This window comes from Microbacterium oxydans (assembly GCF_000956525.1).
Lineage (GTDB): Bacteria > Actinomycetota > Actinomycetes > Actinomycetales > Microbacteriaceae > Microbacterium > Microbacterium oxydans_A.
The window spans coordinates 109,950-130,968 of sequence record NZ_JYIW01000022.1; the positions used below are offsets into that span (position 1 = coordinate 109,950).

Below are 21,019 nucleotides of genomic sequence, written 5' to 3' on the forward strand. Positions count from 1 at the left end.
CGCGACTCAGCGAAGCACGAGCCGGCTTCCCGCATCAGCAGCCGCGGCAGACCGGAGCTGTGCGGCGATCGCACCGGCGACGCGATCCGTATGCCGCAAAGAGAGCGAGTCCGACCGCGGCCTGGTGAACGCTCCGGCCTCGGTCGACGAGGTGAACGGCCCGATGCCGAAGAGCGCGGCCGAGGCTGAGCCGTCCGGCGCGATCAGGCGACCGTCCGCATCCACTTCGATCCGCCCGAGCGACCCCTCGAACACGGCATCCGCGACCCACAGCTCTCGTCCGTGCGTCGTGGCGAGCTCGCGGAGCACCGCGTTCTCGCTCACCGCCGCCCCAGAGCCGGGCAACCACGCATCGACCAGCGCCAGGGCGACGGTCTCGCCGGGAACCCGCGGGCTCGACGCGACATAGCCGCGGTCGGGGTCGATCCGCACCTCGACATCTGGGCCGAGGAAGCGGACGATGCCGGCGCGCGCGAGCGCGAGCAGCTCGTCGAGCCGGTGCGCGGGCGGCCCACTGGCGACGTAGCTGAAGAAGGTGTGCCAGGTGACCGGCAGGTCGACGATCCGGGAACGCGCACTCCAGCGCGCCGGCGGCACATCGGCGAGCGACATGAACGAGAGCAGGATCGCGATGAACAGCGCCTGGGAACTGCTGTGCTCCTGCCGGGTGCGCAGGAGCACGTCGTCGGCGATGTGTCGACGGACGCGCTCCTGCAGCTCGTCATCGGTCGCGAAGACCTCATCGCCGAACGGTCGGTCGAGGGCTGGAACGTCGAAGCGGTCGAGCGGATCCGGCACGAACCGCTCGACAGCCAGCCGCAGCGCGCCGACATCGGCCGCGTGCGCGCGCAGGACCTCGCGGAACTCCGCCCATGTCCCGACGACGCGCTCCGGATGCCCCGTGAAGAGTTCGCGATAGTGCCCCCAGGCCAGTTCCTCGGTGATGAGCGGCCAGATGTCCTGGGCGAAGTCGACGGGCCCCGGCCGGGCGAGCAGCCGTGCGATCGTCTCCTTCGTCACCACCTCGAGCCGGGGTGCATCACCCTGGATCACGGATGACACCTTCGAGCGATACGGCACACCGCGGCGCGAGCCGATGTGCAGCCGCGGTTCGGCCCCTGAGGGCTCGTACCGGAGGGATCCGTCGACCTCGCGCACGAACCGACCGCCGCGCCCCTCGGCGAGGAGCACGACCAGGTCGACGGCGGCGAGGCCCATTCCGCGCACGATGACATCCTGCCCCGGCGCCAACGCGGAGAGATCGGCATCGGCGGTGAAGGCCGGTGGCACGTAGGTCAGACCCGCACGACCAGCGGCATCGATCAGGGCAGCGGTCTGCCCGGCAGGCTGGCGTCCGGTGTGGCCGAGCGCGTAGACGACGAGATCGGCCGACAGCTCGTCGCCGGAGACGAGCGAGACGACGTGTCCGCCACCGCCATCACGGACCCCGACGACGGTGTCTTCGACCCAGCGCACCGTGACCCCCGATGGGGCGTCCGCGACCGTGCTCCGCCAGAACCAGTCGAGGTAGTGGCTCTGCAGCCGCCTGGTCGGGAAGCTCGTGCCCTGCAACGCCCGCAGCTCATCCGAGACCTGCGGATCCTCGATCCCGACCTCCGGCAGCCGTCCATCTCGCACCAGCTCAGCCCATTCGATCAGCGAAGGACCAGGGCGGACGGGACCGTCGATCGTGCAGGTGTCGTCGGTGAACACCGTGACGTCCTGCGCCATCGAGTTGAGCTTCAGCAGCGCCGACTGATCGCGCCGCCAGATGCGGCCGGCGCCGGGCGGATGCGGGTCGACGAGGGTCACGTCGAGCGCCGGCGCGTGCTCGCCGAACCGCGCGAACAGTCGCTCGAGCAGCATGACGGCCCGCGGACCGGCGCCGACGAACACGACCCGCTGCGGGGCATCCGACACGGTCATCCGCCCACGGGGAGCGGCACCGCCGGTGTGACCGGCGGCAGACCCAGCAGATCGTGCAGCGTCGCGCCATCCTCGTAGGACTCCCGGTACGTGCCCCGCTCCTGCAGCAACGGGATCACCCGGTCGGTGAATTCGTCGAGGCCGTGCGGGGTCACGTGACCGACCACGGTGAACCCGTCGGTCGCGCGCTCCTGCACGTATCGGTCGATCTCGGACGCGATGACGTCGGGGGTCCCCACGAACGTGTGGTTCGCCGTCAGCCGGATGACCAGCTCGCGGATGCTGAGGTTCTCGGCCACCGCGGTCTCGCGCAGCTTCGTGATGCGCGAGCGCACCGCCGCATGGCGGTTCGCGAAGCCCTGCGCCGACTCGGGGCCGGTGTCTGGCTCGACGTCGGGCAACGGCCCGTCGGGGTCGTAGCCGCTGAAGTCGCGATTCCACACCTGCTCGAGGTAGGTGATCGCGGTCTCCGGCCGCACCTGCGCGAGCGCGATCTCCCGCGAGCGCTCCTGCGCCTCGGCAAGGGTGTCGCCGAGCACGAAGGTCGCGGCGGGCAGGATCTTCAGCGACTCCTCCGTGCGACCGTGCGCTGCGAGCCGCCCCTTCACGTCGCGGTAGAACTCCTGGGCATCCTCGAACTCGGTGTGCAGCGAGAAGATCACGTCGGCATGCGCTGTCGCGAAGTCCCGGCCGTCGGCCGAGTCGCCCGCCTGCACGATGACCGGCCGCCCCTGCGGCGAAGCCGGCACGTCGAACAGCGCATCGACGTCGAACAGCCGGGTGTCGTGCCTCACGCGGGAGACACCTCGCTCGTCGAGGAAGACGCCGGTGTCGGCATCCGCCACGATCGCGTCCGGCCGCCAGGACGCCCACAGCTGCTTGGAGAGCTCGGCGAACTCCGACGCCCTCGTGTAGCGGTCGGCATGGTCGAGGTAGCCGCCCCGGCGGAAGTTCGCTCCGTGGAACGCATCCGAGCTCGTGACCGCGTTCCAGCCGGCACGGCCGCCCGACAGCAGATCGAGCGTGCCCAGCTGACGAGCCAGCTCGAAGGGTTCGTTGAACGTGGTGCTCAACGTGCCGACCAGGCCGATGTGCTCGGTGACCGCTGCGAGCGCCGCCAGGATCGCGAGCGTGTTCGGGCGTCCGAGCACGTCGAGCTCGTGGATCTGACCCCGGTGCTCGCGCAGCCGCAGCCCCTCGGCGAGGAAGAGGTAGTCGAACACCCCGCGCTCGGCCGTGCGGGCGAAGTACTCGAACGAGGAGAAGTCGATCTGGCTGCCGGCGGCCGGGTCGGTCCAGACGGTCGTGTTGTTCACGCCGGGGAAGTGCGCAGCGAGATGGATCTGCCTGGTCATGCCGAGACCTCCTGTCGGGCGTAGCGACTCGCGCGCAGCGGCAGCCCGAGTCGTTCGCGGAGTGTGGATGCGCCGTTGTCCTCGTGGAGCACGCCCGCCGCGGTCGCGCGCGGCACGACGCCGTCGACGATCGCGTCGAGGTCGGCCGGCAATCGAGCCGGACGCAGGCGGATGCCGTCGACACCGGCCTCGGCGAATGCGCGCAACTCGTCCACCACGTCGTCAGCGGTGCCGACGACGACACGGGCATCGGTGCTCAGCGCGTCGCGCGCCTCGAGTCGAGCCCACGCGGCGCGCGCGGCATCCGCCGTGTCCTCGATGAGCACCACGAGATCGACGAACACGCGCAGTGGCTCAGACTCGCTGCGCACCTCGTCGATCGCCGTCCCGATCTCGGACAGGATGCCGGTGGTCTCGGCAGCGTCGGACGGCGTGATGAAGACGAGGTCGGCGTGCTCGGCGGCGAACCGGTACGGGATCGTCTGGTGGGCGAGCGCGGTGATGAGCGGCTGCCCCTGCGGCGAGCGCGGCACGATCGATGCACCGGTGATCGAGAAGAACTCGCCCTCGAACTCGATGTTGTGCACGCGCTCGCGGTCGAGGAAGCGCCCGGTCGCGAGGTCGCGGATGATCGCGTCGTCCTCCCAGGAGTCGGTGAGTCTGCGGATGGCCTCGACGACCTCGCCGGCTTCGCGGAAGGCGGCGGTCCAAGCAGCGTCGTCCTCGACACGACCGGATGCCGGGAACCCGTCCGGTCCGTCGCTGCGACGACCGAAGTTCGCACGCTCGGCAGCGGATGATCCGGCGACGATGCGTGCGCCCGCTCGCCCGCCGCTGGCGTGATCGAGCGTCTGGAGGCCGGTGGCGAGATGGAACGGCTCCGGATGCGTCGTCGTCACGGTCGGCACCAGTCCGATGCGGCGCGTGAGCGGTGCCAGGTACGAGGCCAGCAGCACCGCGTCGAGGCGGCCGCGCACGCGATCCGTGCGGGGCTCGGCGTCATCACTCCCCCGGTCACCGAACGAGAGCGCGTCCTCGATCGTGACGAAGGTGATCCCCGCGTCGTCAGCGGCTCGGACGAGGTCGCGCCAGTACCTGGCGGAGGTGAGCTCGCCCGGCCGTGCGGTGGGCTCGCGCCACGCGGCCGGGTGCCAGCCGGCTCCGGCCAACGCGACGGAGAGGTGCAGTCGATCGGTCATCTCAGGCTCCTTCCACCGGCGTGCGCACTGACGAGAACGTCGTGTGGCGACGCAGCGTGAAGCCCAGTCGCTCGTACACGGCGATCGCGCCGACGTTCGTGGCGGCCGCGTGCAGGAGCGCCCGGTCGCCGCGCTCCTGGATGTGGAAGGCAACATCGAGCACGAGTCGAGACGCCAGTCCCTGCCCGCGGAAGGCGGCATCGGTCGCGACAGCGCTGATCTCGGTCCAGCCTTCCGGATGCAGACGCTCACCGGCCATCGCGATCAGCGCGCCGTCCCGGCGGATGCCGATGTAGCGTCCCAGCTGGTAGGTGCGCGGGCGGAAGGGGCCCGGCTGATTCCGCTCCACGAGCGCGAGCATCTCGGGCACGTCATCGGCGCCGAGCACGATCGCCTCGTCGTCCGGGCGCGGCCGCAGCGCATCCGTCTCGACCAGTTGCACCCCGTCACCGCGTCCGAGCGTCTCCCAGCCCTCAGGCGGCAGCTCCTCCGTGCTGGAGAGCCCGACCTCGGCACCGGGACCGACGAGTTCGGCCAGCGCATCCCACACGCGAGGGTCGTCCCACGTGCGGACGGCGACGAACGGTGCGACATCGGCCGGGTACTGCCGCACGAGGTCGTCCCCGATCGCGAACCCGGCGTGCGGGCCCGTCAGCGCGTGCCACGCCGGGTTGTCGAGGACGGCAGCATCCTGATGCGCGGAGATGGTCTGGCTCATTCTTCAATCCTTCGTGAGTGTGCTCTCGACGAGCTTGCGCCACCGCGAACCCCCGCAGGGCCGATGCCGTCATCGGAGTTCACATTCGCGGTTCACACCGGGGCTGACGGCCGCTGACCCGGCCCCGTATGACGCCCGGTGACATCGGATGAACGTCGGTGACCCGCACCCTTCGCACTGTTTCCGGAACTGCGAACGTAGCCGTCTGCCGCGACCTGCGGCGATCGACGACGGGACGGGAATCGACATGAAGCGCTACATCGGCAGACGTCTGCTGCAGGCTGTCGCGGTGCTGTGGGCCGCGTACACCGTGTCCTTCCTCGTGCTCTACGCCCTGCCTGCCGACCCGGTCCGCCTGCTCGCCGGCGGCGACGCGACCGATGTGTCCGCCGAGCAGCTGGACGCGCTGCGCGAGCGACTCGGGCTCGATCAGCCGCTCGTGGTGCAGTACATCCAGAAGCTGGGCGAGGTGCTCCGCGGCGATCTCGGCGCCTCGATCGGCACCGGCCGACCAGTGACGACCATCCTCGCCGAAGCGATTCCGCCGACGGTCCAGATCGCCGCCGTCGGGTTCGTCATCGCGCTCGTCGTCGGCGGGGCGATCGCCTTCTTCGCCACCTTCACCAGAAGTCGCGCCCTGGCCGATGTCCTGATCGGGCTGCCGCCGCTGGGCGTCGCGGTTCCATCGTTCTGGCTCGGACTGCTGCTCATCCAGTGGTTCTCATTCGCGATCCCGATCTTCCCTGCGGTCGGCGATGGCGGGGCGATCTCGATCGTGCTGCCGGCGATCACACTGGCGGTACCGACGTCGGCCACGATCGCCCAGCTGCTGGCCAAGAGCCTCGACACGACACTGCGCGAGCCGTACATCGACACCGCGTGGGCGAAAGGGGCGTCTCGCACGCGAGTCCATGTGCGTCACGGACTCCGCAATGCGGCGCTGCCTGCGCTGACGATGACCGGACTCATCGTCGGGCAACTGCTCTCCGGCACGGTCGTCACCGAGACCGTCTTCTCCCGCCCAGGCGTCGGCAGGGTCACCGCGACGGCGGTGCAGCAGCAGGACATCCCCGTCGTGCAGGGCGTGGTGCTGTTCGCCGCCGCGGTCTTCGTGCTCGCGAACCTCGTCGTCGACCTGATCTATCCGCTGCTCGACCCTCGGATCGTGCTCGCCGGTGCCCGACAGCGGCGGGGCCCGGCATCCACGGGCGCCGACCCGGCATCCGAGGCCACGTCTCTTCCCGATCAGCAGACCCTCGAACCGACCGGAGGCGCACGATGAGCGAGACGACCGCCCTGCTGCCGGACGCCGCCGAACGCGCCGTCGACACCTTCGCCCTGACCTCCGCCGACCGCTTCGAAGACGCAGTCGCCGACCGGGCGCACCGACCCCGCGCGCGCCGTCTGATCGGACTGCTGCGTCGTCCGGTGGTGCTGCTCGCGACGGTGTGGCTCGCCCTCATCGTGATCGCGGCGCTCTGGCCGGGGCTCCTCGCCCCCGGCGATCCGTTGCTCGGTGTTCCCGCCGACAAGCTGCAGGCCCCGTCGGCCGCACACCTGTTCGGCACCGACCAGATCGGCCGTGACCTCTACACGCGCGTCGTGCACGGCACGCAGCTCACACTGTCGGCCGCCGCGATCGCGGTCGGCGGCGGGATGCTGGTCGGCGCACTGCTCGGCGTGATCGCCGGCTTCGCCGGAGGTCGGATCGACGAGCTGATCATGCGCGGCGCGGACGTGCTCCTGGCGATCCCCGGCCTGCTCCTCTCACTCGCGATCATCACGGCGCTCGGCTTCGGCACCGTGAACGTCGCGATCGCGGTCGGCGCGGCCAGCGTGGCATCCGTCGCCCGGATCATGCGCTCCGAGGTCCTCCGCGTGCGCTCCGCGCCATACGTCGAGGCAGCGCAGGCGTCGGGCAACCGATGGCTGCGGGTACTCGGTCGGCACGTGCTGCCGAACTCGCTCGGACCGGTGGTCGTGCTCTCGGTGCTGGAGCTCGGCGGCGCGATCCTCGCCGTCTCCTCGCTGAGCTTCCTCGGGTACGGCGCGCAGCCGCCGCTCGCCGAGTGGGGATCGCTCGTCTCCGGCGGTCGGGACTACCTGCGCTCTGCCTGGTGGCTGACGACCTTCCCCGGCATCGCGATCGCGCTCACCGTGCTGTCGGCGAACCGATTGTCGCGAGCGCTCGACTCGGATCGAGGTGTGCGATGAGCCGCGAGCAGGCGGCCGGGACCGCACCCGTGCTGCGCGTCGAGGGGTTGTCCGTGCGCTATCGCACGGCTCGCGGCCCGGTGGATGCCGTGCAGGACGTGTCGTTCGAGGTGGGCGCAGGCGAGACCGTCGCGATCGTCGGCGAGTCCGGCTCGGGCAAGTCCACGACGGCGCACGCGATCGTGCGGCTGCTGCCGGCGGCATCCGAGATCCCGAACGGCCGGGTGCGGCTCGGCGACGACGACCTCGTGACGGCGACCGGCGCTGAGCTCGCCGCGATCCGTGGCCGCCGGATCGGACTGGTCCCCCAGGATCCGACCGTGAGCCTCAACCCGGTGATGCGGATCGGCGCGCAGGTCGCGGAGGTGCTCGTCGTGCACGGGCTCGCCGACCGGCATGCGGCCGCCGATCGTGCGATCGAGGCGCTCGCGCTCGCCGGTCTCTCCGACCCGGAAGCGCGGGCCCAGCAGTATCCGCACGAGCTGTCGGGCGGGATGCGGCAGCGCGTGCTGATCGCTATCGCCATGATCGCCGCGCCGCAGCTGATCGTCGCCGACGAACCGACGAGCGCCCTCGACGTGACGGTGCAGCGTCAGATCCTCGATCAGCTCGATGCTCTCCGCGAGCGCACCGGCACCAGCATCCTGCTCATCACGCACGATCTCGGCGTCGCCGCGGACCGCGCCGATCGCATCGTCGTCATGAATCGAGGGCGCATCGTCGAGACCGGGACCCCGGCGCAGGTGCTCACGGATCCCCGCGACCCGTACACCCAGCGCCTCATCGCAGCTGCGCCGAGCCTCAGCATCCGGCGCGATGCGGCATCCGATTCCCCGGTACTGCCGGCGGATGCTCCGCGGCTGCGGCTGAGCGGCCGACCGGGTGACCCGTTCGCCTCAGGGCAGGAGCAGCCGTCCGAGCCGAAGACGCCGCACGTGCTCGAGGTCGTCGACCTGGTGAAGGAGTTCGCGCTCCCCCGAGGCTCGGGGGCGGGAAGCCAGCGCGCCGTGGACGGCGTCTCCTTCACGATCCCCCGGGCGCAGACGCTCGCCCTGGTCGGCGAGTCAGGCTCCGGGAAGACGACGACGGCGCGACTCGCGCTGCGGCTGACCGACCCCACTGCCGGATCCATCCGACTCGACGGCGAGGACATCACGACGGCGCGCGGATCACAGCTGCGGGAGTTGCGGCGTCGCCTCCAGCTCGTGCATCAGAACCCCTACGCGACGCTCAATCCGAGGCAGACGATCGAGCAGATCGTCACCGATCCCCTTCGCGCCTTCGGTCTCGGGGATCGGAGGCAGCGGTCGGCGAGGGCTGCAGAGCTGCTCGACGTCGTGGCGCTCCCGCTCTCGGCGCTGCGCCGGAAACCGGCAGAGCTGTCCGGCGGGCAGCGCCAACGCGTGGCGATCGCACGTGCACTGGCGATCTCCCCCGAGCTGATCGTGCTCGACGAACCGGTATCGGCGCTCGACGTGCTCATCCAGGACCAGATCCTGACGCTGCTGACCGGACTGCAACGCGAACTCGGCGTGACCTACCTGTTCATCTCCCACGACCTGGCCGTCGTGCGGCAGATCGCGCACCGGGTCGCCGTCATGCGCCGCGGTCGCATCGTCGAATCCGGCGCAGCCGACGAGGTCTTCGACCGCCCGCGGCACGAGTACACACAGGCACTGATCGACGCGATCCCCGGTCGCGCCGCGGCCGAGCTCCCCCTGACATCCCTCCACCCCTGACACCCGCCCGCTCCACAGCAAGGAACCCATCATGCGAACCCGCTCCGTCCTCTCCGCCGCGGCAGTGCTCAGCGCTGCCCTCGTCCTGGCCTCCTGCGCGAGCAGTGCACCCCAGGGATCGACGCCGACCGATACCGACGCGAGTCCCGTCGACGGCGGCGACCTCGTGCTCGCGATCGCGAACGACCCGATCTCGCTCAACCCCTCCGGCATCGGCTCCGGCAACGACACCCTGTACGTCACGCGGCAGCTCGTCGACTCGCTGCTCTACCAGAACCCGGAGACGAGCGAACTGGAGCCGTGGCTGGCCGAGTCGTACACGGCGAACGCCGACGCGACCGTGTTCACCTTCGAGCTCCGCGACGACGTCACGTTCTCTGACGGCACCCCGTTCACGGCTGAGTCGGTCAAGGCGACGTTCGACGACATCATCGCGGCCGGTGCGCTGAGCCAGTCGGTGAGCTCGTTCATCGGGTACGACCAGACGGTCGTGGTCGACGACGACACCGTCGAGGTGCGGTTCTCCTCGCCGAACGCGGCGTTCCCGAACGCGACCGCCGCCGTCGGTCTCGGTATCGTGAGTGCCTCGACGCTCGCGGTGCCGTTCGAGAAGCGGGCGGACGGCGAGTCGGTGATCGGCACCGGCCCCTTCACGCTCGACACCTACACGAAGGACGTGTCGACCGTGCTCGCGCAGCGCGACGACTACGCCTGGGCCCCGGCATCGCGGGACAACGACGGCGCCGCGCATCTCGACAGCGTGACCTTCCAGGTCGTGCCGGAGGCGAGCGTGCGCACCGGTGGGCTCGAGTCCGATCAGTTCGATGCGATCGGCGGCGTGCAGCCGACCGACGTCGCCGTGCTCGAAGCCGCCGGCATTCCGCTGGTGCACAGGGCGAACCCTGGACTGAGCTTCGGACTGACCTTCAACGAGGCGAGCCCCATCGCGTCCGACATCGCGGTGCGCGAAGCCATCGCCGCCGGCATCAACGCCGAGGAGGTGCGCGACACCTCCCTGAACGACCTCTTCAACGTCGGCACCAGCGCCCTCGCCAAGAACACCCCGTCGTGGGCCGATCAGAGCGCCTTCTTCGAATTCGACCCCGACCGGGCGGGCGAGCTGCTCGACGACGCCGGCTGGGTCACCGGCGACGACGGCATCCGCGCGAAGGATGGCCAGCGCCTCGCGCTCGACCTGATCTGGATCACCAACTTCGGTCCGAATCAGACGAGTCTCGAACTCATCCAGCAGCAGCTCAAGCAGATCGGTGTCGAGCTGAACCTCTCGGGAAGCGTCGTGCCCGACTTCCTCGAGAAGCAGACTGCCGGCGACTTCGACATCGCGTGGGGCAACCTCTCCCGCGCCGACGGCGACGTGCTGCGCACCCAGTTCTCGAAGGCGACCACGACCGCCAGGATCGACGATCCGGAGCTGGAGTCGCTGCTGCAGGGGCAGCTCGCAGCCGGTGATCCCGCTGCCCGCACCGAGATCCTCGCCGAGGCGCAGGCACGCATCGCGAGCCGGTACTACCAGATCCCGGTGCACGAGCTCACCTCGATCCTCGGCATCGGCGCAGGCGTCCACGGCATCACCCTCGGTGCGGACTCCCGCCTCGAATCGCTCGTGACCGCATGGAAGGACGCAGAATAATGGCTGATCAGCTCATCCCCAACGCCGGACTCATCCTCGCCGGGAGTCATCCCGAAGGCGACCCGAGGGCGGGACTCGAGCAGACGCTGCGCCTGTTCTCCTTCGCAGAGGATCTCGGCTACGACGTCGCCGGCATCCGGCAGCGCCACCTCGAACGAGGGATCTCCTCCGCCCTGCCGTTCCTGGCTGCGGCGAGCCAGCGAACGCAGCGGATCCGCCTCGAGACGGGGGTCGTGCCGCTGGGCTACGAGACGCCGTTCCGACTGGCCGAGGACTTCGGCACGGTCGATGCGCTCTCCGGCGGCCGGATCAACGTCGGGATCAGCACCTCGTCCCCGCACGGCGATCTGCTCGGCGATCTCGGCCGCGGTGACGCCGCCGCCGAACCGTACGTGCTGGTCGGGCGATTCCTCGAGGCGCTGGAAGGGCACGCACTCGCCGCGGAGCCGCTCTCGACGCCCTACGGTCCGCAGATCCCTCGTATCGAGCCGCACATCCCCGGCCTGCGTGATCGCGTGTGGCTGGGCGGCGGCTCGGAGCGATCAGTGCGCTGGGCCGCACAGCACGGTCTCAAGCTGCTCCTCGGCAACCTGAGCGACGCCGGCGGACACGACCGGTTCGAACCGGCTCAGCGGGTGCACCTCGATCTCTACCACTCCGAGTTCGTCGGCGACGGTGTCCCGACGGTCGGCGTCGAGCGCGTGATCGTGCCGACGACCAGCGCGACCGCCGAGCAGCGCGAGCACTACCGGGCCTATGCCGAGGCGCGCGAAGCCAGGACGGCGAGACCCGCCGAGCTCGGCACGCGTCGGGTCGTGTTCCAGCGGGATCTCGTCGGCAGCGCCGAGGAGATCGTCGACAGGCTGCGCGACGACCCCTCCATCGACGGTCGCACGGAGGTGCGCGTTGCGCTGCCCTACGGCTTCTCGGAGGACGAGTACCGCCAGATCTTCTCCGACATCAGGTACGCGATCCTCCCCGAACTCGGCTGGACGCCCGCAGATGCACGCGTCGACGAGCCGCTCATTACCTCGCGTGAAGTCGCATGACTTCCGCTGACGCACGGGCAGACGGATCGGCCGAAGCACCGCGAAGCTGGCGACACACCCCGACGAACAGGAGCACTCATGACCGACACTGACCGACTGCATCTCGGCGTGGCGCTCGAGGGGGCCGGCTGGCACCCCTCAGCGTGGCGCGAGGAGTCCTCACGTCCGAAGGACCTCTTCACCCCGCAGTACTGGGTCGACGTCGTGCAGCAGGCCGAGGCCGCCGGCATCGACTTCGCCACGATCGAGGACTCGTTCGCGGTGCAGTCCGGCCGCCCGTTCGGGCCGGACGAGCGCACCGACGAGGTGCGCGGCCGCCTGGACGCCCTGCTGATCGCGTCGCGCGTGGCTCCGGTCACCCGACGCATCGGGCTGATCCCCACGGTGACCACGACGCACACCGAGCCGTTCCACATCTCCAAGGCGGTCGCCACGCTCGACCACGCCAGCCTCGGCCGCGCCGGGTGGCAGCCCAAGGTCTCTGGACGCTCCGACGAGGCGCGCCACTTCGGGCGCCGCGACGTCCCCGCGTTCGACGACCTGCAGGACCCGCGCGTGCAGGAAGCCATCTCGACGCTGTTCGCCGAGGCGGATGACGTCGTGGAGGTCGTCCGGCGGCTCTGGGACAGCTGGCAGGACGACGCCGAGATCCGGGATGCCGCGACCGATCGGTTCCTGGATGCGGACAAGGTGCACACGATCGACTTCGATGGCCGGTGGTTCGGGGTGCGCGGCCCGTCGATCACGCCTCGCCCGCCGCAGGGCCAGCCGGTGGTCGCCGCTCTCGCCCACGCCGAGGTGCCGTACCGGTTCGCCGCGGCATCCGCCGATCTGGTCTTCATCACCCCGCTGCGCATCGAGGACGCCGCCGGCATCCTCACCGAGGTGCGCGCGGCCGAGACCGCAGTGGGCCGCGAGGGCGAGCCGCTGCAGGTGTATGCCGACATCGTCGTGTTCCTCGACGGCACCGGTGAGACGGGCACTGCCCGGCTCGAGCGGCTCGACGGACTCGCGCGTCAGTTGCACTCCGACGCCCGGATCTTCGCCGGCTCGGCCTCGGCCCTGGCCGACGAGATCGCGGCACTCGGTGAGCTCGGCTACGCGGGCGTGCGGCTGCGACCAGGCGTCGTGACCGACGATCTCCCGCGCATCGCCGACGACCTCGTGCCAGAGCTGCGGCGTCGTGGACTGCTCGCCGACAGCGACGCCGATTCCCTGCGCGGGGTGCTCGGCCTCCCCACCACCGTCCCCAACCGCTACGCCCCGGCACTCGCCGGCTGAGTCACATCGGAGCCGACCATGAGTACGACACCTCGCAAGCAGATCATCCTCGCCGCGTACGTCGGCGGGGTCAACGAGCACACGGCCTGGGAGCATCCGGATGCCGGCAGCCAGATCGCGTTCGACACGTTCCGCCACGTCGCCCAGACCGCCGAGCGCGGACGGTTCGACTACTTCTTCCTCGCGGAAGGACTCGCGTTGCGCGAGCGCGCAGGTCGGGTGTTCGAGCACGACATCGCCGGCCGGCCCGACACGCTGCCGGTGCTCGCCGCCCTCGCAGCCGTCACCTCGCACATCGGCCTGGTCGGCACGCTGAACGCGACCTTCAACGAGCCGTATGAGCTCGCGCGTCAGATCGCGAGCCTCGACCACCTCTCCGGCGGACGCGCAGGCTGGAACGTCGTCACCAGCTGGGATGCATTCACGGGGCAGAACTTCCGTCGAGGCGGATTCCTGTCACGCGAGGAGCGCTACGCACGGGCTGAGGAATTCGTCGATACCGTCCGTGAGCTGTGGGACTCGTGGGCGGATGACGCCATCCTCGCCGACAAGGCGAGCGGACGATTCCTCCTCGACGACAACGCCGGCGAGTTCGCGCACACGGGTGCCCAGTTCGACATCGACGGCACCTTCACCGTCCCGCGCAGCCCGCAGGGGCGCCCGGTGATCGTGCAGGCGGGAGTCTCACCGCAGGGCCGCGACTTCGCGGCGGCGAACTCCGACCTGATCTTCTCGCCGTTCTCGCGGCTGGCCGAGGCTCAGGAGTTCTACATCGACGTGAAGGCGCGAGCGCGCGGGTTCGGGCGCAACCCCGACGACCTGAAGATCATCCCTGGGGCGGGCTTCGTGCTCGGAGATTCCCGAGCGGATGCCGAGGAGAAGGCCAGGTTCATCCAGGAGCAGCAGCTCAGCGACCGTGCAGTGCAGGTGCAGTTCGAGCAGCTGTGGAACCGCGATCTGTCGGCCTATGACCTCGACGGCCCGCTGCCGGAGATCGAGCCGGATCCCGACGCACCGCCCATCATCCAGGGCAGGGCGTTCATCCACCAGGATCGGTTCGAGACCGTGCGGCGCTGGCGCGCACTGGCTGAAGCCAAAGGGCTCAGCATCCGCGGTGTCGCAGCCGAGGTCTCCACCAGGACCGACTACATCGGCACGCCGCAGCAGGTGGCGGACGCGCTCGACGACTTCATCCAGAACGATGGAGCGGACGGCGTCGTGCTGGGCGGGCACATCACCCCCGGCGGCATCGACGAGTTCGTCGACAAGGTGGTGCCGTTGCTGCAGGAACGCGGTTCGCTGCGCACCGAGTACACGGGCAGCACGTTGCGCGAGAACCTCGGCCTTCCGATCCCCGAGCGCCGCGGTGCACTCGCGGCGACGGCGTGAGGGGTCGACCATGTCCGGGACGACAGACGTATCAGCGCTCGACCAGGCCGATCAGGCCGAGTTCGATCGCGAGTGGCAGGAGTGGCATCGCGCTCACGAGGCGCGCCGCGCCGATCCGCACGGATTCCTGGCGGTCACCGGACTGCACTGGCTGAGCGGCGACCCCCAGCGGATCACCGGCGTGCCCGGGTGGTGGACGACGGGTCCGGGGGGTCCTGTCGTCCACCTGGCGGGCGATGAGCGGTTGTCGTCGAACGGCCAGCCCCTCAGCGGCCGCCACGAGTTCGGGCCGATCGTCGAGCGCGGCGGGCTGACCGTCGCCTTCGACGGCGGTGTCGCCGAGGTCGCCAAGCGCGGCGGTCACGACATCGTGCGTCCGCGTCGACCCGACCATCCGTATCTCGCCGGATACGAGGGCACGCCGTCGTATCCCGCAGACTCCCGCTGGCGCGTGCCGGCGAGGTTCGTCGAGTACGTCGCGCCGCGGCCCACCGAGGTCGGCGCGGCCGTCGACGGGCTCACCCACGTGTACGACGCACCCGGATACCTCGAACTCAGCCTCGACGACGAGACCCTGCGCCTCGTGGCGTTCCCAGCGCATGCACCGGGCGAGCTGCTGCTGCTCTTCTCGGATGCCACGAGCGGCGTCACCACCTATGCGGCGAACCGCAGCCTGATCGTGCCGGCACCGGGCCAGGACGGTCAGACCGTCGTCGACTTCAACCGTGCGGTCAACCTGCCATGTGCGTACACGGACTTCGCGACGTGCCCGCTGCCTCCGGCGGAGAACCGGCTGCGGATCGCGATCGAGGCCGGCGAGCAGACGCCGCTCGCACGCGTGCAGGCGGAGGAAGCGGTGGCCGCGCCGGCGTAGCGCCCGGCTGCACGTGGGTGGCGCAGCGGGGAGGTGGCGCAGCGGGGAGGTGGCACAGGTGGCCGCATCCCCAGCGCCGAGGCGGCTGTTCGCGCCCCCTCCTGTCGAGCAGGGGGCGCAGATGGCCGCGTCGCGACGAGGGACGCGGCCATCTGCGACACCTCCCGCGCTGCCGGGAGCGCCAGAGCCGCGGGGGTTACGCCGTGTTGCCGCATCCGCGTCCACCCGACCGTCCCCCGGGCGATACTGACACCATGCCCGACACTGTCACCGAATGGATCGTCGAAGCCGTCTCGTGGGACGACCCGCGTGCCGAAGCGCTGCGCGCCGACATGGATGCCGAGATCGGCCCGCGATACGCCGACAAGCTCGATGGCGTCGCCGCCGAGACGGCCGCTCGGATCGGAACGGCACTCTCGGTGGTCCCGGACTCGATCGTCGCGACGATCATCGTGACGGATGCCGCGGGCATGCCGGTCGGTCATGCGGCGCTCCGCACCCTCGGCGGCGCCCTCGCGGATGCGCTCGAGGTCAAGCGCGTGTTCGTCGCTCCCGGCGCGCGAGGAACCGGTGTGAGCCGTCTGCTGATGGCCGAGCTGGAGCGCATCGCGGCAGACCTCGGGGCTGAGCGTCTGATCCTGCAGACCGGCGATCGGCAGCCCGAGGCCGTCGCGCTGTATGAGCGGATCGGCTACACGCGGATCCCGATCTATCCGCCGTACCTCGAGATCACCTTCTCGCAGTGCTTCGAGAAGCCGCTCACGATCACGGCCCTCGGCTGACGAGCGCCGCAGTCAGGCCGAGGCAGGATCGAGGTCGAGGCCGAACGCGAGCAGGTCGATCCATCGACCTGGTTCGACCTCGATCGGGTGTTCCCGTTCGGGCAGCCGGCGGAAGCCGATCTTGGCGTACAGCGCGTGCGCACCGGTCATCTGCGGGCCGCTGTTCATGAAGACGCGGTGCGAGCCGCGCGTTGAGGCGACCGCGATCACGTGACGGGTGAGCGCCTCACCGACGCCGCGTCCACGCGCGGTGGGTGCGACGGCCAGCTGGCGGAAGTCGGTCTCGCCGGGTTGCGCATCGATCGAGAGCGGTCGGCCGTCGGCCGCCACCCACACGCTGCCGAGGATCGCCCCGCCCTGATCGGTCGCCACCAGCACGTCGCCCTCGCGGAGGCGTCCCTCGACATCGCGGAGCGACGACAGGTAGGACTCCGACAGGTCGCCGTAGCTGGCCAGGTAGGCGTCGGCGGTGACCCTCCCGGCCTCCTCGTATTCCTCCGGGCGCACCGGACGGATGATCAGCGCTGCGCTCACGCGAACGCCGCCTCGGTCGAGCGCGCCGCGTCGAGGGAATCGGCGCGCGGCGTCACACCCCAGACATCGGCGAGGAGTTCATACGAGCGCTCCCGATCGCGCGGGTCGTGGGTGATCGTCGTCACCAGCAGCTCATCGGCCCCGGTCGCTCGTCGGAGCACGTCGAGTCGCTCGGCCACGGCCTCGGGCGCGCCGACGAAGCGCGTCGCGAGTCGATCTCGCACCACCTCGAGCTGGTCGGCATCCAGCGGGTTCGCGATCGCATCGGCCGGGGTCGGGTACGGGATGGCGCCGTCTCCGGCGCGGATGCTGTGCACCCAAGGAGCGTATCCCTCGGCGAGGCGGTGTGCCTCGGCATCCGTCTCCGCGACGAGCACGTCCACCGAGACCGTCACGGACGGTGCCGTGCGCACGCCGGGCCGGAACGCCTCGCGATACGCGGCCACAGCGTCGAGAACGAAGCTCGGCGCCACATGGTAGTTCGCGCCGAAGGGCAGACCGAGTCGACCTGCGAGCGCAGCGCTCGCTCCAGCGGTGCTGCCGTGGATCCAGACATCGATGTCCTGGCCCTCGGCGGGTATCGCGTGGATGGGCACGCCCTCCGGGGCGCGGTAGCTGCCGGAGATGAGGTCGAGGATGTCGAGGACATCCTGCTCGAATCGGTCGGCGTCGCCGGGCGTGCGTCCGAGCAGGCGGGCCTGCGCGGCGAAACGTGCGGCGTCGAAGGCGACGGTTCGCGAGGCGGGAAGCAGGAGTCCGTCGACCTCGCGGTCCTCCGGCCGGCTCGGGAACACCGGCGTCTGCGCCGAGCTCGTCGCGCCCGACCGCCCGATGCCGAGGTCGAGGCGGCCCGGATGCAGGGCGGCGACGACTCCGGCGGCCTCGACGACCTGGAGCGGTGTGGAGTTGCCGATGATGGTGGCGGCCGTGCCGATGCGGATGCGTGAGGTGGCCGCCGCGATGGCGGCGAGCAGCACGTGCGGAGCCGCGCCGGCCACACCCGGATTCAGATGGTGCTCGGCGAGCCAGTACCGCGCGTAGCCCAACTGCTCCGCGCGCTGAGCGAGCGCGATGCTGGCTCGGAGTCCCTCGGCCGGTGTCTGACCCTGGCCGAACGGGGAGAGGTCGAGGATGGCGAGCGGGATGGTCATGGTGTCTCGTTCTGTGGAGTCGAACAGGGTCGCGTGGGCGGAACCCGGAGTGTCGGGTCCCACCCACGCGATGGATGCTCAGGGCTTGGGCAGCCCGGCCGGGTTGACCTGCGACTCGGTCACGGCCTCCGACTCCAGGCCCCATTCCTTGAGCAGGTCGCCGTAGGTGCCGTCTTCGATCAGCGAGTTGATCACGATCGAGACCGCCTCGATCAGGCCGTTGCCCTTGGCCGTGCCTGCCGCGATGCTGGCCGTCTCGGGCCACCCGCCCGGCACGATGCCGACCAGCTTGGTGTCGCCCGTCTCGAGCGCTGCCCACGCAGCGGTCGCGTTCGGTCCGAAGCTCGCGTCGGCACGACCGGACTGCAGCGCGAGCGTCGCCGCCGCGGTGTCGTCGTAGTACTGCAGCTCGGCCGGCGCCTTTCCGTCGGCTTCCAGCTCTTCGTTCCAGCGCAGCAGCACCTGCTCCTGGTTCGTGCCGGAGCCGACGATGATCTTGAGGCCCGAGATGTCGGCTGCCTCAGTGATCGAGTCGATGTCGCTGTCGGCCTTCACGGCGAACCCGAGCAGGTCTTCGCGGTAGCTGGCGAAGTCGTAGAGCTCCTTGCGCTCCTCGGTGACCGTCACGTTCGAGGTGATCAGGTCGTACTTGCCGGACTGGATGCCGAGCGGCCAGTCAGCCCACGCCACGACCTGCGGCTTGTACTCGAGGCCGAGTCCCTCGGCGATGAGCGAGCCGAGGTTCGGCTCGGTGCCGGCGACGTCGGTGGCAGCCGAGGTGCCGTCGGGCTGATAGCTCAGCGGCGGCACGAAGGCGCCGATCGCGACGGTCAGCTTGCCCGCTTCGATGGGCTCGAAACCGCTCGCCTTCAGCGCCTCGATGGCCTCCGGCACCGGGTCGGTGTGGAACCAGGTGATCTCGTCGGTCGTCGTGTTGCCCTCGGCCGGCTTCTCGGTGGATGCCGGAGCCGCTTCGGCGGAGGCGCTGTTGAGGTTGACGGCCGCGAACACGCCGCCGACGATCGCCGCGACCGCGACCACCCCGACGCCGATCGTGATGCCCTGCTTCTTGCTGAGTGCCATGCTGTGGTGTCTCTTTCTCTTGGAGTGATGCTGGTCGGATCCGACGCGGGGCGTCAGGCCAGGACCTTGGCGAGGAACTCCCGCGTGCGCGGATGCTCCGGGTTGGTGAGGACGACATCTGGTGTGCCCTGTTCGATGACGACACCGCCGTCGATGAACACGACGCGGTCGGCGACTTCGCGGGCGAAGCCGATCTCGTGCGTGACGATGATGAGCGTCGTGCCGCTGCGGGCCAGGTCGCGGATCACATCGAGCACCTCCCCGACGAGCTCGGGGTCGAGCGCGCTGGTCGGTTCGTCGAACAGCAGCACCTTCGGCTGCAATGCGAGCGCTCGGGCGATCGCGACGCGCTGCTGCTGCCCTCCGGACAGCTGCCGCGGATAATGCCCTGCCTTGTCGCTGAGCCCGACGCGCTCCAACAGCGACAGCGCGAGTTCGCGCGCAGCATCCTTGTTCAGCAGACCGAGATCGATCGGCGCCTCGGTGACGTTCTCGAGCGCGGTCAGGTGCGGGAACAGGTTGAAGTTCTGGAAGACGATGCCGATCTGGGTGCGGCGCTTGAGGATCTCCTTCTCGCGCAGCTCGTAGAGTCGGTCGCCTCTCCGTTCGTAGCCGATCAGCTGGCCGTCGACCGTGACCGAGCCGCGATCGACGGACTCGAGGTGGTTGATCGTGCGCAGCAGCGTCGACTTGCCTGAGCCGCTGGGGCCGAGGATCGCCACGACCTCGCCTGGTGCGATCGTGAGGTCGATGCCGCTCAGCACCTCGACGCCGCCGTAGGCCTTGTGGACGTTGTGGATCTCGACGAGACCAGTGGTGGTCTCGGATGCGACGGCGCTCATGCGTTTCCTCCGAATTTCGCGTCGTTGCGTGAGCCCTGCTGGGTCACGCCCAGCGTGGGCGCGACCTCGGCCCCGTGCAGGGGCGGCGGTGCGGGTGCGCCGTCACCCAGTCGGTTCCACTGCACGGCGACCCAGTGGCGGGCGCGCTGCAGGGGTGTCGGCGGCAGCGTGCGCACGGATCCGCGGGCGTAGTACCGCTCGATGTAGTACTGGGCGATGCTGAGGATCGTGGTGATGATCGTGTACCAGACCACCGCCACGAGCAGCAGCGGGATCACCCGGCTGTTGCGGTTGTAGATCACCTGCACCGCGTAGAACAGCTCGGGGATCGCGATCACGAACACCACGGAGGCGCCCTTCACGAGACCGATCACCTCGTTCGTCGCGTTCGGGACGATCGACCGCATTGCCTGCGGGAGGATGATGCGGAACAGGCGCTTGTGCGCCGGGATGCCGAGGGCGGCAGCGGCCTCCTGCTGGCCCTGGTCGACCGCGATGAGCCCACCGCGGATGATCTCGGCCGAGTACGCCGCCTGGTGCAGGCCGAGTCCGAGGATCGCGGCGGCGACGGCGCTGATGAGCTGCACGGTCGGGAACTCCACGATCCAGAAGTCGGTCGTGAACGGCGTGCCGAGACCGAGCGTCGGATACAGGTAGCCGAGGTTGTACCAGACGATGATCTGGACGACCAGCGGCACCGAGCGGAAGAACCAGATGTACGACCACGAGATGGCGTTCAGCAGCGGGGACTTCGACAGCCGGCCGAGCGCGAGGACCGTGCCGAGGATGAAGCCGACCGAGGCGGAGATGGCGCTGAGCGACAGCGTGTAGCCGATACCGGCGAGCACCGGCTCGGAGAAGAAGTACGTCGCGAAGACGTTCCACTCGTAGTTCTCGTTCGTGAACAGCGACCACACGAACTGCGCGATCGCGAAGATCAGGATCGCGCTCAGCGCCCACCGGAACCAGTGCCGCGTGTGCACGACCCGGATGCTGGCGAGGTCGACGCGATCGCGCTCCGGTGCGCCGTCGAGGCCGGTGTGCGCTGGATCGCGCACTGCGACCGGCGCGGTGGTTGTCGTCGTGCTCATGATCTGCTGCTCTCTTCGGTCCGAGCCCGTGGACGGATGACCACGGATGATCAGCAAACCTAGAAAGCGACGACGGCGAGCGCCTCTCGCTCAACACACGGCGCAACGGCCGGTCACGGGCCGTAACACTGCGGGGAGCAG

The 21,019-nt window shown here is 70.0% G+C and carries 18 protein-coding genes; 9 read left to right on the plus strand and 9 right to left on the minus strand.

Features of this window, described 5'->3' with window-relative positions; all coding sequences use genetic code 11:
• Nucleotides 1-6: 6 nt before the first annotated feature.
• The 4 genes from RS83_RS06930 to RS83_RS06945 are packed head-to-tail and all read right to left on the minus strand — an operon-like array spanning nucleotide 7 to nucleotide 5,198.
• The gene (locus RS83_RS06930; RefSeq protein WP_045278782.1) at nucleotides 7-1,926 is read right to left on the minus strand and encodes an FAD/NAD(P)-binding protein; all 1,920 of its coding nucleotides are present in this window, start codon (nucleotides 1,924-1,926) and stop codon (nucleotides 7-9) included.
• A complete protein-coding gene (locus RS83_RS06935; protein ID WP_045278783.1) occupies nucleotides 1,923-3,281 on the minus strand; it encodes an NtaA/DmoA family FMN-dependent monooxygenase in 1,359 nt (452 codons plus the stop codon). The genes RS83_RS06930 and RS83_RS06935 overlap by 4 nt, the downstream gene beginning before the upstream one ends.
• Nucleotides 3,278-4,480, minus strand: coding sequence for an LLM class flavin-dependent oxidoreductase (locus RS83_RS06940; protein WP_045278784.1), 1,203 nt, complete (start codon nucleotides 4,478-4,480; stop codon nucleotides 3,278-3,280). Before RS83_RS06940 ends, RS83_RS06935 begins: the two co-directional genes overlap by 4 nt.
• Before the next feature lies 1 nt (nucleotide 4,481).
• A complete protein-coding gene (locus RS83_RS06945) occupies nucleotides 4,482-5,198 on the minus strand; it encodes a GNAT family N-acetyltransferase (protein ID WP_045278785.1) in 717 nt (238 codons plus the stop codon).
• Between the two features lie 247 nt (nucleotides 5,199-5,445).
• On the opposite strand from RS83_RS06945, the gene RS83_RS06950 reads away from it, so the two are divergent.
• The 9 genes from RS83_RS06950 to RS83_RS06990 all read left to right on the plus strand — a co-directional run bounded on the left by RS83_RS06950 (nucleotide 5,446) and on the right by RS83_RS06990 (nucleotide 16,177).
• Nucleotides 5,446-6,480 carry an ABC transporter permease gene (locus tag RS83_RS06950; RefSeq protein ID WP_082071562.1) on the plus strand — a complete coding sequence of 345 codons (1,035 nt, stop codon included), beginning with the start codon at nucleotides 5,446-5,448 and terminating at the stop codon, nucleotides 6,478-6,480.
• The gene (locus RS83_RS06955; protein ID WP_052678931.1) at nucleotides 6,477-7,412 is read left to right on the plus strand and encodes an ABC transporter permease; all 936 of its coding nucleotides are present in this window, start codon (nucleotides 6,477-6,479) and stop codon (nucleotides 7,410-7,412) included. The genes RS83_RS06950 and RS83_RS06955 overlap by 4 nt, the downstream gene beginning before the upstream one ends.
• Nucleotides 7,409-9,151, plus strand: a complete 1,743-nt coding sequence (locus RS83_RS06960; protein WP_045278786.1) for a dipeptide ABC transporter ATP-binding protein — start codon at nucleotides 7,409-7,411, stop codon at nucleotides 9,149-9,151. Before RS83_RS06955 ends, RS83_RS06960 begins: the two co-directional genes overlap by 4 nt.
• Nucleotides 9,152-9,182: 31 nt before the next feature.
• Entirely contained in the window at nucleotides 9,183-10,802 is a 1,620-nt protein-coding gene (locus tag RS83_RS06965; protein ID WP_045278787.1) for an ABC transporter substrate-binding protein, read from the plus strand.
• Nucleotides 10,802-11,851: an LLM class flavin-dependent oxidoreductase gene (locus RS83_RS06970; protein WP_045278788.1), complete on the plus strand. Its 1,050-nt coding sequence runs from the start codon at nucleotides 10,802-10,804 to the stop codon at nucleotides 11,849-11,851. Before RS83_RS06965 ends, RS83_RS06970 begins: the two co-directional genes overlap by 1 nt.
• Nucleotides 11,852-11,929: 78 nt before the next feature.
• On the plus strand, nucleotides 11,930-13,132 hold the full coding sequence (locus RS83_RS06975) for an LLM class flavin-dependent oxidoreductase (protein ID WP_045278789.1): 1,203 nt from the start codon (nucleotides 11,930-11,932) through the stop codon (nucleotides 13,130-13,132).
• Between the two features lie 18 nt (nucleotides 13,133-13,150).
• Nucleotides 13,151-14,521 (plus strand): NtaA/DmoA family FMN-dependent monooxygenase, encoded by a 1,371-nt coding sequence (locus tag RS83_RS06980; protein WP_045278790.1) that lies wholly within the window; start codon nucleotides 13,151-13,153, stop codon nucleotides 14,519-14,521.
• Between the two features lie 10 nt (nucleotides 14,522-14,531).
• Nucleotides 14,532-15,395, plus strand: coding sequence for a DUF1684 domain-containing protein (locus tag RS83_RS06985; RefSeq protein WP_045278791.1), 864 nt, complete (start codon nucleotides 14,532-14,534; stop codon nucleotides 15,393-15,395).
• Between the two features lie 254 nt (nucleotides 15,396-15,649).
• Nucleotides 15,650-16,177 (plus strand): GNAT family N-acetyltransferase, encoded by a 528-nt coding sequence (locus tag RS83_RS06990; protein ID WP_045278792.1) that lies wholly within the window; start codon nucleotides 15,650-15,652, stop codon nucleotides 16,175-16,177.
• Between the two features lie 12 nt (nucleotides 16,178-16,189).
• Here RS83_RS06990 and RS83_RS06995 read toward each other — a convergent pair whose 3' ends face one another.
• The 5 genes from RS83_RS06995 to RS83_RS07015 all read right to left on the minus strand — a co-directional run bounded on the left by RS83_RS06995 (nucleotide 16,190) and on the right by RS83_RS07015 (nucleotide 20,878).
• Nucleotides 16,190-16,711: a GNAT family N-acetyltransferase gene (locus RS83_RS06995; RefSeq protein WP_045278793.1), complete on the minus strand. Its 522-nt coding sequence runs from the start codon at nucleotides 16,709-16,711 to the stop codon at nucleotides 16,190-16,192.
• A complete protein-coding gene (locus RS83_RS07000; protein WP_045278794.1) occupies nucleotides 16,708-17,862 on the minus strand; it encodes an LLM class flavin-dependent oxidoreductase in 1,155 nt (384 codons plus the stop codon). Before RS83_RS07000 ends, RS83_RS06995 begins: the two co-directional genes overlap by 4 nt.
• A gap of 78 nt (nucleotides 17,863-17,940) precedes the next feature.
• Nucleotides 17,941-18,945, minus strand: coding sequence for an ABC transporter substrate-binding protein (locus RS83_RS07005; RefSeq protein WP_045278795.1), 1,005 nt, complete (start codon nucleotides 18,943-18,945; stop codon nucleotides 17,941-17,943).
• A 53-nt stretch (nucleotides 18,946-18,998) separates the two neighbouring features.
• Nucleotides 18,999-19,787 carry an amino acid ABC transporter ATP-binding protein gene (locus RS83_RS07010; protein WP_045278796.1) on the minus strand — a complete coding sequence of 263 codons (789 nt, stop codon included), beginning with the start codon at nucleotides 19,785-19,787 and terminating at the stop codon, nucleotides 18,999-19,001.
• Nucleotides 19,784-20,878, minus strand: coding sequence for an amino acid ABC transporter permease (locus RS83_RS07015; RefSeq protein ID WP_082071563.1), 1,095 nt, complete (start codon nucleotides 20,876-20,878; stop codon nucleotides 19,784-19,786). The genes RS83_RS07010 and RS83_RS07015 overlap by 4 nt, the downstream gene beginning before the upstream one ends.
• Nucleotides 20,879-21,019: the final 141 nt, after the last annotated feature.

Bases quoted from the DNA above. Each gene is read 5' to 3' on its own strand.
- RS83_RS06930 (WP_045278782.1), bottom strand. From the start codon at position 1,926: ATGACCGTGTCGGATGCCCCGCAGCGGGTCGTGTTCGTCGGCGCCGGT.
- RS83_RS06935 (WP_045278783.1), bottom strand. From the start codon at position 3,281: ATGACCAGGCAGATCCATCTCGCTGCGCACTTCCCCGGCGTGAACAAC.
- RS83_RS06940 (WP_045278784.1), bottom strand. From the start codon at position 4,480: ATGACCGATCGACTGCACCTCTCCGTCGCGTTGGCCGGAGCCGGCTGG.
- RS83_RS06945 (WP_045278785.1), bottom strand. From the start codon at position 5,198: ATGAGCCAGACCATCTCCGCGCATCAGGATGCTGCCGTCCTCGACAAC.
- RS83_RS06950 (WP_082071562.1), top strand. From the start codon at position 5,446: ATGAAGCGCTACATCGGCAGACGTCTGCTGCAGGCTGTCGCGGTGCTG.
- RS83_RS06955 (WP_052678931.1), top strand. From the start codon at position 6,477: ATGAGCGAGACGACCGCCCTGCTGCCGGACGCCGCCGAACGCGCCGTC.
- RS83_RS06960 (WP_045278786.1), top strand. From the start codon at position 7,409: ATGAGCCGCGAGCAGGCGGCCGGGACCGCACCCGTGCTGCGCGTCGAG.
- RS83_RS06965 (WP_045278787.1), top strand. From the start codon at position 9,183: ATGCGAACCCGCTCCGTCCTCTCCGCCGCGGCAGTGCTCAGCGCTGCC.
- RS83_RS06970 (WP_045278788.1), top strand. From the start codon at position 10,802: ATGGCTGATCAGCTCATCCCCAACGCCGGACTCATCCTCGCCGGGAGT.
- RS83_RS06975 (WP_045278789.1), top strand. From the start codon at position 11,930: ATGACCGACACTGACCGACTGCATCTCGGCGTGGCGCTCGAGGGGGCC.
- RS83_RS06980 (WP_045278790.1), top strand. From the start codon at position 13,151: ATGAGTACGACACCTCGCAAGCAGATCATCCTCGCCGCGTACGTCGGC.
- RS83_RS06985 (WP_045278791.1), top strand. From the start codon at position 14,532: ATGTCCGGGACGACAGACGTATCAGCGCTCGACCAGGCCGATCAGGCC.
- RS83_RS06990 (WP_045278792.1), top strand. From the start codon at position 15,650: ATGCCCGACACTGTCACCGAATGGATCGTCGAAGCCGTCTCGTGGGAC.
- RS83_RS07000 (WP_045278794.1), bottom strand. From the start codon at position 17,862: ATGACCATCCCGCTCGCCATCCTCGACCTCTCCCCGTTCGGCCAGGGT.
- RS83_RS07005 (WP_045278795.1), bottom strand. From the start codon at position 18,945: ATGGCACTCAGCAAGAAGCAGGGCATCACGATCGGCGTCGGGGTGGTC.
- RS83_RS07010 (WP_045278796.1), bottom strand. From the start codon at position 19,787: ATGAGCGCCGTCGCATCCGAGACCACCACTGGTCTCGTCGAGATCCAC.
- RS83_RS07015 (WP_082071563.1), bottom strand. From the start codon at position 20,878: ATGAGCACGACGACAACCACCGCGCCGGTCGCAGTGCGCGATCCAGCG.